The sequence below is a fragment of the Fibrobacter sp. UWH9 genome (assembly GCF_900129715.1).
Lineage (GTDB): Bacteria > Fibrobacterota > Fibrobacteria > Fibrobacterales > Fibrobacteraceae > Fibrobacter.
Genome location: NZ_FQWP01000004.1, coordinates 29,479 through 43,550 on the forward strand (window position 1 = coordinate 29,479; position 14,072 = coordinate 43,550).

Below are 14,072 nucleotides of genomic sequence, written 5' to 3' on the forward strand. Positions count from 1 at the left end.
TGTCGCAAATTTGGACGTTCTGGCGGTTCTTTTTGAGATGAAAAATGTTCTTTTTTAAACGAAATAGGGGCTTTTTTTATGAAAAAAAAGCCTTTTTTTACCGTTTGCGGTGTTTTTTTGCGGTAAATCCATAAAAAGACGGTCTTGGCATGACAATTGCATAAAGTGGGGCGTTAATAAAGAAAAGCGCCCTTGTGGCGGAGGCAAATATGTCTGATTTTAATAATGATGCAGAAAAGGTTTTGGCCAAGGCCCAGAGTTTGATGGACCGTAATTCCCATTCTTACCTGGGATGTGCCCATTTGGCCGTGGGTCTGGTAGAAGGCCCTGATGCGACCCTGAAAAAGCTGTATAAGTCCAAGAACGCGAAGACCCAGGATTTGCGTGGTCGTCTGGAGCCTTTCGTGCAGAAGGTGCCCCGTGTGGAAGGGGCGAATCCGGATGTGGGCCCGGATAGCGACTTGAATCGTGTTTTGCGTGCTGCCGTGCAGTCGGCCCGTCAGGTGAACCGTATGGTGACTCCTGGCGATATGCTGGTGGCCTTGATGAAGTTTGCGGGGGACCGCGGCATTGCCAAGGTTTTTGAAGACGCCTTGGGTTCCGTGGAAGTGGTGGAAACTTGGCTCTCCGATCCCTTTGCCGGGGCAGCCAATGCCGAGGAACAGTCCCCGCTGAAGTTGTATGGTCGTGAGCTGGTTGAAATGGCTGCCGATGGTCGCCTTTCGCCGGTGATTGGCCGTGAAGAGGAAATCCGTCGTGTAATCTTGATCCTTAGCCGAAAGACGAAAAACAACCCCTGCCTCGTTGGTGAACCTGGCGTGGGTAAGACCGCTATCGTCGAAGGGCTCGCCGAGCGAATTTATCGCGGCGATGTGCCTGACGCATTGAAGGGCAAGAAACTTTTCGCCCTGGATTTGTCCGCCCTGATGGCTGGCGCAAAGTACCGCGGCGATTTCGAGGAACGTCTGAAATCTGTTCTGGACGCCCTTGAAGAAGACGGAAATACTCTTCTGTTCATTGACGAAATCCATACCATTGTGGGTGCCGGCAAGACCGAGGGCTCCATGGATTTGGGTAACATGCTGAAGCCCAAGCTGGCTCGTGGTGAACTGCACTGCATTGGCGCTACCACCACCCAGGAATACCGTAAGTACATCGAGAAGGATTCCGCTTTGGAACGTCGTTTCCAGCCGGTGCAAGTTGATGAACCTACGGAAGAAGAGGCAATCTCTATCCTCCGTGGAATTAAGGATGGTTTCGATGCTCACCACGGCGTGCGTCTGCATGATAATGCCTTGGTGGCTGCAGTGAAACTTTCTAACCGTTACATCAGTGACCGATTCTTGCCGGATAAGGCTATCGACCTGATTGACGAAGCCGCAAGTTTGGTGAAAACTCAGATGGATACGGTGCCGGAAGCTCTGGATACTTTGCAGCGTAAGGAACTGCAGATGAAGATCGAGGAGCAGGCTCTGGCGAAGGAAACGGATGACAATTCCGTAAAGCGCTTGAAGGAACTGCGTGAAGATTTGGCTGTGACTGCTGCTGCCGTGAAGGCTATGCAGGAACGCTGGCAGGATCGTCGTGCCGCCTTCGCTGAAATTCGTGACTTGAAGAAATCTCTGGCAGATGCCCGTACCGAAATGGAACAGGCCGAAGCCCGCTACGACTTGAACCGTGCTGCAGAACTGAAGTACAATAAGATCGTGAACCTGGAAAAGGAAATCGCGGAAAAGTCTGCTGCCATCGCAAAGTCTACCACAGGCGATGACCTGAGCGAAGAGGTGACGGAAGATACCATCTCTATGGTGGTGAGCCGCTGGACTGGCGTTCCCGTAACCAAGCTTTGCGAAGGTGAAAAGTCCAAGTTGTTGCATTTGGATGAACGCCTGCACGCTCGCGTGATTGGCCAGGATGATGCTGTGGAAGCGGTGTCTGAAGCTATCTTGAGAAACCGTAGCGGATTGAGCCGCGAGAACGCTCCTATTGGCAGCTTCCTGTTCCTGGGCCCCACAGGCGTCGGCAAGACGGAACTGGCCAAGGCTTTGGCTGTGGAACTTTTCGATGATGAAAACGCTCTGGTCCGAATCGACATGAGCGAATACATGGAAAAGCATACGGTAAGCCGTTTGATCGGTGCGCCTCCGGGATATGTGGGCTACGAAGAAGGCGGCCAGCTGACGGAAGCCGTTCGTACCAAGCCTTATTGCGTCATCTTGCTGGACGAAATCGAGAAGGCTCATCCCGATGTGTTCAACACCTTGCTGCAGGTTCTTGATGACGGTCGTTTGACTGATGGTAAGGGCCGCACGGTGAACTTCAAGAACACCCTGATCTTGATGACGTCTAACCTGGGTGCTGAAAAGTTCCGCGAACGCTTGGCCTCTGGCAATACGGCGCCGGTGACGGTTGCCGACATTGAAGCCGACCTTCATGCTTTCTTCCGTCCGGAATTCCTGAACCGTCTGGATGAAACCCTGGTGTTCCAGAGTCTTACCAAGCCTCAGATCCGCGACATTGTAAAGCTGAAGTTCGCTGGCCTTGCAAAGCGTGCCGCCCGCCAGGGCCTGGAACTGACTCTGTCCGATGCAGCCTTGGATGCCATTGCGGATGGCGCTTACCAGCCGGAATTCGGTGCACGTCCTATTCAGCGTTTCATTGAACGCAATGTAGAACGCCCTCTGAGTCACGCAATCCTTGCTGGCACCGTAAGCGCAACAAAGCCGGTGGTCATCGACTACGAAAACGGCGTGTTTACTGTGAAGTAAAGCGTCGCGGAACGCCGCAAAAAATTCCTCCTAACCCCAAAGCGCTGGACGAAAGTCTGGTACAAGAACAGCCCCGGATTTCTCCGAGGCTGTTTTTTATACAAATTGCGTTGTGTTGTTGCAGGCTAGATTAGAATTTTGCAAACCAGGAATTTTTCTTGGAATGCCTTGACTCCTTAGCTGCTCTTTTATACAGAAGGGGAATGTTTGAACTTGGCTGTTGAGCAATACTACGAATGCATTCACGGAATTCATCGATGTTCGTAAGGTGGTTTTCGTGAATGAGTTGGTTGTAAACAATGCTGTCTGGTTCGTATTCAATGCCGCATTCGTGGAACCCGCTCATGTCGTAGATGTCGCGACTATTGCAGGTTTCCCTGGTAATCTGTTCTTTTAAATCTTTTAGGTAGCAAGTGGAGGAAAGCGTGGTTACGGTTGCTTCTACCAGCCTTGATTCCATTGATTCTTCTGCAGAGGTGAGGCTAAAGGTGTAGACTTGGCCGTTAATGGTGAAGTTCGCTTGCTTGTTGCTTACTTTTTGATACGTAATGTTGTTTTCTTGCAGGAAAACGTCGAACTCCGGGCCTCCCTGATCCTGATCGTCAAAATCGCTGGCGTAGATTTCGTGGAAACCGGAACCATTGTAGAGAGCCTGTACAATGTAGTAGGCTAGATCCGTTTTTGTGAAATCAGCATTTTCTCTTAAACTAAAGTTGACAGTGGCTGTTGATTGGGTGAAAGTGATTGTTTCTGTGGCGTAAGGTGAGAGGCTGCACTCTTGCACTCCGTCGTCATCGTCATCATCGCAAAGAAGCGCTTCCCAAGTACCATATAGGCGACCATTGTTTTTGCCAATAAGAAAGTTTTTGCGATCGTAAACTTCGTCATCATAGGTCTTAAAGGTGTGGAGGATCAAAGTATCTCCCTTGATTTCGTACGTATTGGTATCTGCATGAACTTTTAAGCCTCCGTTGAGCCATTGTGGTTCCCCATCTACAAGGGCGCAGTCGCCGACTTCTCGTGACATGGAAACAATAAGTGTTCTGGATGCTTCGTCGACGGAAAGCTGATAAACATATCCGCCAGTAGGTGAAAACGGATTGTTTGAGGCTGCAGTCCCGGAACTGTCGTCGCCACATGCGATTAAGGATAAAGCAGTTAATGCAACTGTAAAAATTGCAGTTGTAATTTTTGTGAACTTCATTTGTTGTCTCCTTCTAACCTGTTTTGCCGTAATCTACGGCTTTGATATTACTTCTTGAAATACCCTGCAACTTCGTTGTGGATGAGTCCATTGGATGCGAAGCTGGTGTAGCCTTCGTAAATGGGGGCGACGGGCTTGCCGTTGGCATCGAACAGTTCGGTTCTGCCGTCCAGCATGCTGAACTTGCCACCTGCCTCAGAGAAAAGCAGAGGATACGGGGCGATGTCCCAGAGGGAAACGATGGGGTCGATCATCAGTTCGGCGCGGCCTGCGGCTACCAGGTAGTAACCGTAGCAGTCGCCCCAACCGCGGTGGAGACGGGCTGCGCGACGGACGTTTGCGTACTGTTCGCCATAGCCTGCAGTTTCCATGGTGTTGACGGTGCCGGAAAGAACCAGGGCGTCGGAAAGTTTTTCCACCTTGGAACACTTGGAGACGCGGCAGTCCTGTGCGCTGCTACCGAGGAATGCGCCGCCATCCTTCACGGCCCAAACAGCGGTGTTCATGGCCGGGATGCGGATAAGGCTGGCGATTGCTTCGCCGCGACGGTATAGTGCAATCAAGGTACCGAACAGAGGCACGCCGTGGATGAATGCCTTGGTGCCGTCGATGGGATCGATGACCCACTGGTATTCTGCATCGGGACTTTCGATTCCAAATTCTTCACCAATGACGCCGAAGCCCGGAGTTTCCTTTGCCCAGAATTCGCGGCAAAGTTCTTCGGTGCTCTTGTCGGCGATGGTCACAGGAGTCTTGTCTGCTTTCCATTCCACGCCAACATCGTTCTGGAAATACTTTAGGATGTTACCCTGAGCCAGTTCGGCAGCCTTCAGGGCAATGTTTAACAAATCAAGATTTTCTTTTGTTGCGCTCATTGTAACCTCTCTGGATCCTTCACTTCGTTCAGGATGACATATAGGGTCGTTCAGGATGACACCTCAAAGCGACGAAGTCGCGCCCTCATACCTCAAAGCAGCGCCGCTGCGCCCTCATACCTGTTTTGTCCACTTCTTAACAAGATCCATCAAGAACTGGTTTTCTTCAGGCTTGCCCAAGGTAATGCGGACGTGTTCCGGCAAACCGAAGCTGGTGAGGCCGCGGATAATCATGCCGTTTTCTTCCAGGAACTGCACCATTTCTTTTGCCTTAGGGCCGATGTGGACGCAGATGAAGTTGCCTTGGGTGGGCAGCACCTTGAAACCGAGACCTTCGAAGAAGGGCTTCAGGACCTTGATGCCGTCGGCGTTCAGCTGGCGGGTACGTTCCACGTGTTCCTTGTCGCCGAGGGCGGCAATGGCTGCAGCCTGGGCGGCCAGGTTAATGTCGAAAGGCGGCTTGATCTTCCACATGGCCTTGATGACCTGTTCGCTGGAGATGGCGTAACCCAGACGGATGCCTGCCAGACCGTAGATCTTGCTGAAGGTGCGGTTGATAAGCAGGTTGGGGTACTTCGCGATCATTTCGAACATGCGAGGGTAATCTTCAGCGGTGGCGAATTCAGCGTAGGCTTCGTCAAGGAACACCATGACGTTGGAAGGAACCTTATCCAGGAATTCCTTCAGTTCAGCGCCTGTGTAGTAAACGCCGGTGGGGTTATTGGGGCTGCAGATAAAGGCCACGCGGGTCTTTTCATTAATGGCAGCGGCCAACTTATTCAAGTCGGTCTTTTCTTCGCCTTCACCAACGCCAATGAAATCAGCACCGTTGGAGAGGGTGGTAAACTTGTAGACGCTGAAGGTGGGAGTGATGCCCACGCAGTTGTCGCCCTGACGGATAAATGCCTTGCCCACCATGTCGATGATTTCGTCGGAACCGTTACCCAGCACCAACTGGCTGGTCTTGACACCGTAAAATTCGGCAAGGGCGTTAATCAGGGTGGGAGCGTCACCACGAGGGTAAAGATGCAGTGTGTCCACGATCTTCAGGTAGGCTTCCTTAGCCTTGGGGGAAGGGCCGAGGGGGTTTTCGTTGGAAGCCAGCTTTACCACTTCGGTAAGGCCGTACTTGGCACGAATTTCATCCATGGACTTGCCAGGGACGTAGTCAGAAAGCTTAGAAAGTTCGGGACGCGGATCGATCATAATATCCTCTTTTGAATGAGCCTACAAAAGGCTGGATAAAATTTAGCTAACTTTGGGCAGTATGAGAAATTTACGTCTTGCCATTTTCGCCTTTGTGGTTGCAATGTTTGCAGCTAACAGTTTCGCCCTGGACCGTATCTGGAACATGCGCTATACTTATGGCCCTGATTTCAGACCGTCTCCCAAGTTCGCCGCCGGTGTTGGCCTGCGTTCTGATTTTGGCAGCAATGTGCTGTTCCCCGTGAACATCATGGGTCAGCTGGCCAAGGACTGGGATATCGGTGCCAAGCTGGATGTGTACACTTACAATCAGCTGGACAATGTGGAAACTTCCGTAGACTTCGGTACCCGCTACCGTTTTAACGGAGCCTTTTTTGAAATTGACGGCTACTTCGGCTTGAACCGTGATAACGGTGGAGCCTTGGTGCTGACTTATGGCAAGGAATATTTCATCGCCAAGAATTTCTCCAATGGTTATGAGGCCCGTGCAGGTTTTCTGAAGGGTGTAACTGGCGAAGACGGCTATGTGAAATTCGCCGTAGGAACCATTCCCACTTTGCATTTTGGAAAGTCCTTCCTCTTGATGATCGAGGTGAATTCCTCGGGTAGCGTGGGCTACCTCAAGGATGACTTCATGCTGGATATCATCCCCAAGATGGAGTTGGCTCTAGGTGGTGCTAGAGTCCGCGTAGAATTCGATATCGGCGTATTGCAGGAATCCAATAACGACCAGAAGAGCATTGCCCTCTACGTTTTGACTTCGCTGTAATTTATTCTAGCATGGTGCTTGTCTGCACGCCTTCCCTTGAAAATAAAATGTGGATGGTCCCTTTTTCGGCGGTATTCACGTAAGGTATTCCAAGGGAATCTAGCCGTTGGATGACCTGCTTGCTGGGGTGGCGAAAGCGGTTGTGTCGCCCGCTAGAAACAATAGCTAACTGGGGTTGCACCTTTTGCAGAAAGACTCGACTGCTAGACGTTTTTGATCCGTGATGTCCTAATTTCAGGACATCACTTTTTATGTACATATCTGTGTTCATGATTTCCTTTTCTCCTGCAATAGTCAGATCGCCTGTAAGTAGGGCGGAGTGTCCCAATCCCTTGGCCCGCAGTGTGATGCTCTGGGTGTTTACGTCGACACACCGGCGGGTAACCGGATGAAGAATTTCAATCTGGAAAAGATGTTCTTTCCATAGCAATCCACGTTCCATATCCCGAATGATTATGCCTCGGCTGTATGCTTCCTGAATGAATTTTTGCCAGTTAGACTTGTCTTCTATGCGGGCACAATCCGTAATCCACAATTCTTTTACAGGGAATGTCTTGATCAGGGAAAGGGCTCCGCCGTAGTGGTCCAGATCCGGGTGGGTGATGATAAAGGCGTCGAGGCGGGAAACTCCGATGTGGTGCAGGTAGGGGACGATGGTGTTCTGGGTTCCGTCACCGGCGTCGATGAGGAAATGTTTTTGGGATGGAGTTGTAAGCAGGTGGCTGTCGCCTTGGCCTATATCTAGGGTGGTTAATTGCCAATTGGGAACGCTAGCCTTTATGAAATTTCCGTAGGCGAATGTTCCGCAAAATACGAGAAGGCTCGTCAGGTAAAATCTCTGGACAAGGCGGTTCTTTTTTGCGGCAGGGGCCAGCAGTATCACCAGCCCCAGCAGAAGGAGTAACGCAGGGCCGAAGGGGCCCACCGTGGCGGAGGCTTCCGAAGAGTCGGACAGTAATCGCGTTAACAGGGTGGCCAGACGCAAAAAGAATTTGGCGGCATAGCAGAAGTTTTGCCTTAAAATATCGAGGGGCGATAGCAAGGCAAATAGGCCAGCCTGCATACCCATGGAAATGGCTGGCACAACGACGATGTTTCCGAACCAGGCAACGGGCGACAAAGTCTTGAAATGATGGATGAGAAAGGGGGCTGTAGAAAGGGTGGCGCAAAAGGTGACGTAGGTAGGTTCCAGTATGGCTCCTTGAAAAAATGCCCATAGTTTGTTCTTGGTCAGTTTCTTGGGGAGACCCTGTAGTGGATTTAGAGGGCCGCTAATGATGATGCCCGCCGTAGCCGCCACGGATAGCTGAAAGCCTGGATTCCAGATGACTTCAGGTTCCGGGAACATGATGATGAATAGGGCGATTCCCAGACTGTTTAATGGGTTGGGCTGCTTTTGGAAGGTGGCTCCTATTAGAGGGACCGAGAACATGATGACGGCCCGTCGCACGGCAGGAGAACCTCCGGTTACAGGGATGTAGAGCAATAGCAGTAATACCGCAAACAGACGCACTATGTGATGGGGGAGGCCTGTTGCTTTCAAAAGAATCATGAGCATTCCTGCCAGCAGTACCACATGGAATCCGCTGATGGCTAGCACATGCACAAGCCCCGTCCTCTGAAAGTCGCTGCGGAGGGCGTCGGGTATTCCGCTCTTGTCGCCGGCAAGTAGCCCGAGCAAGAGTCCTGTTTCGGCTGGGTCCAGGTAGTCGGCGAATCTGCGGGCTATCCATTGTCGGAATTTATAGAAGTATCGTTCGGGAACTAGTCGGTGGCTATAGACATCCCAGTGCTTGAATTTTCCGTAGGCGGTTAATCCTTGTGATTGCAGCCATTGCCGTGTATCAAACGCACCTGGAACGGTTGGCGGATTGACTGGGTACCAGCTGGCTTCGTAACAAATGGAATCTCCGGCCATGGGCATAATGGGGAGGTCCCGTTTTTCGGTGAGTCTTATTTTGTTAGAACCGCTGTTGATGATGACGGCTAGACCGCTGGATTTTTTTTGAATCGTCTCGACGATGCCGCAACCCTGTTGAGGAACATCTTGGGACTTAATCGGGTTTATGGGGCTATGCAATGCGTAGTGGCTGATTAGGGCTAGAATCAGGGCCGCAAGGGAGGCCTTTTGCAAGTGGCGGGAGGCAACGTGGATCAAAAAGGGACAAAGAATCAGTAGGGGAATTCCATAGACGGGGGCGTCGAAGGTGACCAAAGTGACGATGAAAACCATGGCTCCCCATAGGGCCGGTTTTCCCTGGATTCCTGTTAACAGGTCTTGAAGATTGCAGAAAACATTTTTTATACTAGTTGAAAAGTGCTTCATTGGCTGAATTCTCCCAAAATTCTATCTTTTTTCTATACACGTATCTTTGGGGAATTAGGAACCTATGAAAATGAAAAATTTCTGTAAAAATATGTTGAAGAAATCCTTGTTGTTGTGGATGCTGGCGGTTTGCCTTGGCATGATGGGCTGTATCTTCGATTCCGATGAGGAAACCGAAGTGACCTTGTTGCCCGACAGTGGATTGTTCTTTCAGATGTTCCCCAATGACAAGGCCAACAATGATTCTGTGGATGCCCAGTTGGCTCACGGTATCAGGTTGCTTGTTCATCCTAAGGCTACCTACGAACTGTCCTTTGACAAGGGGGAGGCTACCGAAGCTCCCAGGCTGCAACTTTTTAGACTTGATGTAAAGGGGGACAGCTATTATGCTTCCAAGGTCCGCGTGATTTCGGCTACCGAAAGTAATGGCCGTTTTGTGTATAAGTTTACCTGCGACGAAAATGATATGGCTCAATGGGCGACCTCGCTGGAAATGAACCGCGGATTTTATAAGGGCTCCACAAGGAATGTCGAATTTAAGGGAAAGGGAGCCTACTCCGATCACATGTCCTTGAATTTGGTGGCTGTAGGAAATGTGGCCGAGACTTTGGATGGTTTTACCATTGAGGAATTTTCCGATGAACTGCTGAAAAGGTTCCGCAAGTATTATTCCAGCGTGACCATCGATACCCTGTATGTGAGCTACGCCCAGGATCACCCCTGGGTGGGCAAGAATTATCCGGCTGATGAACCGTGGGTTGCCGGAAGATCTTCAAGGGATACCATGCTTTGCGAATTGACTGGCTGGCCCGATATGGAATCGGCTCTGGAATTGATTCTGGTTCACTCAATCTATAGTGATGGCGTTGTTGGCTTCTCGAATCTTTTTAGCGGTAATATGGAAGCTGGTGAAGGCAGCACCGTGTTGCTTGGAACGCATACGCGAAGCCGCGGGTCGTCAGTTCCTTTGACTATGGATGAAATTGTGGAAACTGCCTTGCACGAAACCGGACACTTCTTTGGACTTCGCCATACGACCTCTACTATGAGGGATATGAGTGCCTATTATGATTTCTCCAATTACGAAGACGGTCTGGAGGACACACCCTATTGTCCGGAACTTCAGCGCAGTGGCTTAGTGAAGGAATCTGCAGAAGGTGAGGTGGACTTCCGTATTCCTGGAATGAGGATGAGACGCGAAGCGAAGGCTGACTATAATTTCACATTGGAGCAGTGTCCCGATGCAGACAACTTCATGTACCCTGTTGTTTCTGATGTCAGGTATTCCCAGTTCTCGAAGGAACAGTTGGAAATCATTCGTTCCAGTTTGATGATTTTCCCTCATTAAGGTTTTTATGAAAGCTTCTCAATTTAGTGAACAGGCTCAGCTGATAGCCTTTGTTTTGCAGAAGGGTGCTGAATGGAATCCCTCTGTGATTGAACTCCTCGAAAAGACTTGGGGGCCGATTCGGCATAAGGGAAAACTTTTTGCCTTTGACAGGACCAATTATTATACCCCTGAAATGGGGGATGGTCTTTACCGTGGAGTGGTTTCTTTTGAGAAATGCATTTCGCCTGAGACCATCGCCGATGAAAAGGAGCGGAGCAACGCACTGGAATTGACTACTGCCAACAGCGAGAATCCTGATCACCGCCATGTGAATATCGACATCGGCTATATGGATTTGGATAAGGTGGTGTTGCCTAGCTACAAGCGCGGACCTTTTAAACTTTACGCCGGGAAGGGCGTGTGGCTGGATATGCTGCTGACCTATGCCAAGGGCGTTTTTCACCCTACAGCCTGGGCCTTCGAAGACTTTACCCGCAACCCCTACCAACACGACCTTCAGTTGATAAGAGAAAAGTATAAAAAGTCGAGAGTCGCGGCGGATAGCTTGCAATCCGACATGACCGAGCCGCCCACTTTGGCACCGGAGGGGCAAAAGTATAAAAAGGCTAAAGCGGCTGGTGGTGAGGGTTCTTGCCGCCTATGAAACGCTTGTGCTTGATTGTTGTGGTCGTGGTGGCCTTTTTATATGGAGGCCATCAGCTACGTATTCGCCTGGCAGAAAATGCCGCCATCGAAAAGCATAATGCCCTGGTTGAAGAGACCAACGCCTGTCTGGAATCCGGGGATTGGAAGTGCGCCGAGAAGGATTTGAAAGTGCTGCTTTCTGAAACTCCCGAAGATCGCAACTTGCAATTGCATATGGCGGGTGTGCTGCTGGAACAGGAACGCTACGAAGACTGCATCGCCTACATTTCTGGACTGGGTTACAGCAATGGGGATCTGGAATATCTAACCGAAAAATCCAAGATGCTCATTCGAGAAATGGAAACATTGGGCCTGGAACGTTCCGCCCATTTCCGACTGGAATTTGATGGACGCCCCTCTCGCAGCGATGTGCTGGAAGCCCTCTCGGTGTTGGAAGTCGCTTACGATTCCCTTTGCCACCTGTTTGATTTCCGCCCCGAAAATAAGTTGCAGGTGGTGCTTTATGAATCAGAAGATCATGGCGGTGTTGGTGGTCGTCCTGCTTGGGCAGGAGCCCTGTTTGACGGAAAGCTTCGTATTCCTGTAAATGTCATGCAGTATCGTGAAGTCTATCGCCCCATGCTGTTTCATGAATTGACTCACGCCTTTATTAGGGCCATGGTCCGCGTAAAAATTCCCACCTGGGCCAACGAAGGTATTGCCCAGGTTGTAGATGCAAGCCGCAATGACGTGGCTAGACCCGCCGGAAGTGAACCTTCCTTGGATGTGCTGTCGGCTCCCTTTGTTGGAGAGACCCGTACCGATGAGGCGGTAAAGCTTTACTGGTATTCCCAGAAAATGGTGGAGGGAATGCTGAAAAGGAATGCTGACTTTACACGGTTCCGTGATTTTATCAAGAGCCTAAGCTCCATGAGCGCCGATGAAGCCCTGCAGAAATTTTATGGAGTGACTGCCCAACAGCTTTTGAATGAGGTCTGACCATGGCGAAAAAGAAAGTTGTTATCCTTGCGACTGGTGGAACTATTGCCGGTGTTGGTGAAGCCGGTGCCAATACGGGCTATGTATCGGGGCAGATTGCCGGTGTAGACCTGGTGGCTGCCGTTCCTGAAATTGCAGACTACGCCGATGTGACGGTGGAGCAGTTCTGCAATGTGAATTCTGACGACATGACGGGCGAACTGTGGCTTAAGCTGGCCAAGCGTATCGACGAACTTGCCGAGGATGGATCCGCCTCTGGACTGGTTGATGCGTTCGTCATAACTCATGGTACCGATACCATGGATGAAACGGCCTACTTCCTCAGTCTGACTTTGCGAACCGAGAAGCCGGTTGTGCTGACTGGCTCGATGCGCCCTGCCACTGCCAAGGAACCGGATGGCCCGGCTAACTTGCTGGGTGCCGTACAGAGTGCTGTTGGCTTTGCTCTAGAAGATGAACCCGTTGGAAATAACGTGTGGGTTTATTTCGGAGGCGACCTGCTTGATGCTCGCAGAGTTCAGAAATGCAGCGCCAGCGAATTGCAGCCCATGGGAATCGATTTCCCTGGATCTGGGGCGGCTGACTTTGACAATGCCTGCGAATCCCCGTTTTTTGATATTTCCGGCGTGACGGAACTGCCTAGAGTTCATGTGGTGTACTTCGCCGTAGACGCGAACCCCCGCCTGCTGGAATTTGCCTCGGCCATTTCAGACGGACTCGTGATTGCTGGGGCCGGCAGTGGAGAATTTAGCCTTCCGTGGTCCCGTGCATTGGCTAATGTCGACATCCCTGTGGTTGTGGCTACTCGAATTAACCACGGTGTGGTTACCCTGAACAGGAATCTGGCTTTGGCACCCGAAGGTGTGGCCAGAATCAGCGCCGGTGAACTGCCTCCTCAGAAGGCTGCAGTTCTTTTGCGACTGGCCTTGACCCAGACCAAAAATCCGTCGCGTCTGGCTAAAATTTTCGAAAATGCCTGATTGCGGGTTCGTTGCGGAACTTTCGCAGGAACATTACTGATTCAGTTTTTCCTTGGCGGCCTTGATAGCGTCTTCGGCCTTGTCTAGGGCGGCGTTTGCGGCGTCCTTGGCTGTAGATTTAGCGGCGTCGGCTGCATCACTAGCTTTGTCCTTGGCTGCATCTGCTACGTCGCTAGCCTTGTCTTTAGCAGCATCTGCTGCATCGCTTGCTTTATCCTTGACTACATCTGCAGCTTCGGTAGCTGCCTTTTTGGCCTTGTTGGCGTACTTGCTGGCGGTTTCGCTGGCTTCCTCGCCACATGCGGTAAGGCAGGCTGCTGCAATCATGGAAATCAAAATTAGACGCTTCATAAATTCCTCGTAAAGTTAGGGGTAAATATAGCCACTAATATATCGTCTGAATGTCTATATTTTGTCATATGAAATTTCTAATCCAGCGAGTAAAAAAGGCCCAGGTGGATATCGCCGGCGAGACCGTCGGACAGATAAACCAGGGTTATATGGTCTTAATAGGGGTTGGCGAAACCGATACCCGCGAAGAGGCTGACCGCCTGATCCGCAAGATGATGAACCTCAGGATTTTTGCCGACGAAAATGGCAAGACCAACTTGAGCATCAAGGACGTAAACGGCGAGTTGCTGCTGGTTTCCCAGTTCACCTTGTACGCCAACTGCAACAAGGGGAATCGACCCACCTTCAATGGTGCCGGAAATCCGACCCTTGCCAATGAACTGTATGAATACGTCATTGAACAATGCCGCAAGGAAATTGCCAAGGTGGAAACAGGTCGCTTCGGTGCCGACATGCAAGTAAGTCTAGTCAATGACGGCCCGTTCACCATCATGCTGGAATGAAGGTTCGCTCGGCAAGCCTCGCTAGAGGTGCGAGGTCGGTAGCTCCGCTACCTAGAGCGAACGGCCTAAAGCGAAAAGGTTAAAGTGTAGAGAATATAACTCACACCTCATAACTC

12 protein-coding genes are annotated in these 14,072 nt (G+C 50.8%); 7 read left to right on the forward strand and 5 right to left on the reverse strand.

What is annotated here, in order from left to right; translation table 11 throughout:
• Positions 1 to 209: 209 nt before the first annotated feature.
• Complete coding sequence (locus tag BUB94_RS04685; RefSeq protein WP_073234639.1) at positions 210 to 2,768, forward strand: ATP-dependent Clp protease ATP-binding subunit; 2,559 nt, start codon at positions 210 to 212, stop codon at positions 2,766 to 2,768.
• Between the two features lie 130 nt (positions 2,769 to 2,898).
• On the opposite strand, the gene BUB94_RS04690 is transcribed toward BUB94_RS04685, so the two are convergent.
• The 3 genes from BUB94_RS04690 to hisC all read right to left on the reverse strand — a co-directional run bounded on the left by BUB94_RS04690 (position 2,899) and on the right by hisC (position 6,053).
• Positions 2,899 to 3,795 (reverse strand): hypothetical protein, encoded by an 897-nt coding sequence (locus BUB94_RS04690; RefSeq protein WP_139260126.1) that lies wholly within the window; start codon positions 3,793 to 3,795, stop codon positions 2,899 to 2,901.
• Positions 3,796 to 4,019: 224 nt separating this feature from the next.
• The gene (locus BUB94_RS04695; RefSeq protein WP_073156934.1) at positions 4,020 to 4,847 is read right to left on the reverse strand and encodes an inositol monophosphatase family protein; all 828 of its coding nucleotides are present in this window, start codon (positions 4,845 to 4,847) and stop codon (positions 4,020 to 4,022) included.
• A 114-nt stretch (positions 4,848 to 4,961) separates the two neighbouring features.
• Positions 4,962 to 6,053 (reverse strand): histidinol-phosphate transaminase, encoded by a 1,092-nt coding sequence (gene hisC, locus BUB94_RS04700; protein ID WP_073234642.1) that lies wholly within the window; start codon positions 6,051 to 6,053, stop codon positions 4,962 to 4,964.
• A gap of 61 nt (positions 6,054 to 6,114) precedes the next feature.
• Here hisC and BUB94_RS04705 point away from each other — a divergent pair, with 61 nt between their 5' ends.
• Positions 6,115 to 6,822, forward strand: coding sequence for a hypothetical protein (locus BUB94_RS04705; RefSeq protein ID WP_073156929.1), 708 nt, complete (start codon positions 6,115 to 6,117; stop codon positions 6,820 to 6,822).
• 1 nt (position 6,823) lies between these two features.
• Here the strand turns inward: BUB94_RS04705 and BUB94_RS04710 are convergent, their stop codons facing one another.
• Positions 6,824 to 9,055, reverse strand: a complete 2,232-nt coding sequence (locus BUB94_RS04710; protein WP_249269299.1) for a DNA internalization-related competence protein ComEC/Rec2 — start codon at positions 9,053 to 9,055, stop codon at positions 6,824 to 6,826.
• A 184-nt stretch (positions 9,056 to 9,239) separates the two neighbouring features.
• Between BUB94_RS04710 and BUB94_RS04715 the strand changes: the two genes are divergently transcribed.
• Genes BUB94_RS04715 through BUB94_RS04730 form a run of 4 tightly spaced genes read left to right on the forward strand, consistent with a single transcriptional unit; the run spans position 9,240 to position 13,102 of the window.
• Positions 9,240 to 10,496, forward strand: coding sequence for a zinc metalloprotease (locus tag BUB94_RS04715; RefSeq protein ID WP_073156923.1), 1,257 nt, complete (start codon positions 9,240 to 9,242; stop codon positions 10,494 to 10,496).
• A gap of 7 nt (positions 10,497 to 10,503) precedes the next feature.
• Complete coding sequence (locus BUB94_RS04720) at positions 10,504 to 11,142, forward strand: DUF4416 family protein (protein ID WP_083538112.1); 639 nt, start codon at positions 10,504 to 10,506, stop codon at positions 11,140 to 11,142.
• On the forward strand, positions 11,139 to 12,122 hold the full coding sequence (locus tag BUB94_RS04725) for a hypothetical protein (protein ID WP_073234649.1): 984 nt from the start codon (positions 11,139 to 11,141) through the stop codon (positions 12,120 to 12,122). The genes BUB94_RS04720 and BUB94_RS04725 overlap by 4 nt, the downstream gene beginning before the upstream one ends.
• A gap of 2 nt (positions 12,123 to 12,124) precedes the next feature.
• Positions 12,125 to 13,102, forward strand: coding sequence for an asparaginase (locus BUB94_RS04730; protein ID WP_073234652.1), 978 nt, complete (start codon positions 12,125 to 12,127; stop codon positions 13,100 to 13,102).
• Between the two features lie 33 nt (positions 13,103 to 13,135).
• Here BUB94_RS04730 and BUB94_RS04735 read toward each other — a convergent pair whose 3' ends face one another.
• On the reverse strand, positions 13,136 to 13,453 hold the full coding sequence (locus tag BUB94_RS04735) for a hypothetical protein (RefSeq protein ID WP_073156914.1): 318 nt from the start codon (positions 13,451 to 13,453) through the stop codon (positions 13,136 to 13,138).
• A 68-nt stretch (positions 13,454 to 13,521) separates the two neighbouring features.
• Here BUB94_RS04735 and dtd point away from each other — a divergent pair, with 68 nt between their 5' ends.
• Positions 13,522 to 13,956 carry a D-aminoacyl-tRNA deacylase gene (dtd, locus tag BUB94_RS04740; protein ID WP_073156911.1) on the forward strand — a complete coding sequence of 145 codons (435 nt, stop codon included), beginning with the start codon at positions 13,522 to 13,524 and terminating at the stop codon, positions 13,954 to 13,956.
• Positions 13,957 to 14,072: the final 116 nt, after the last annotated feature.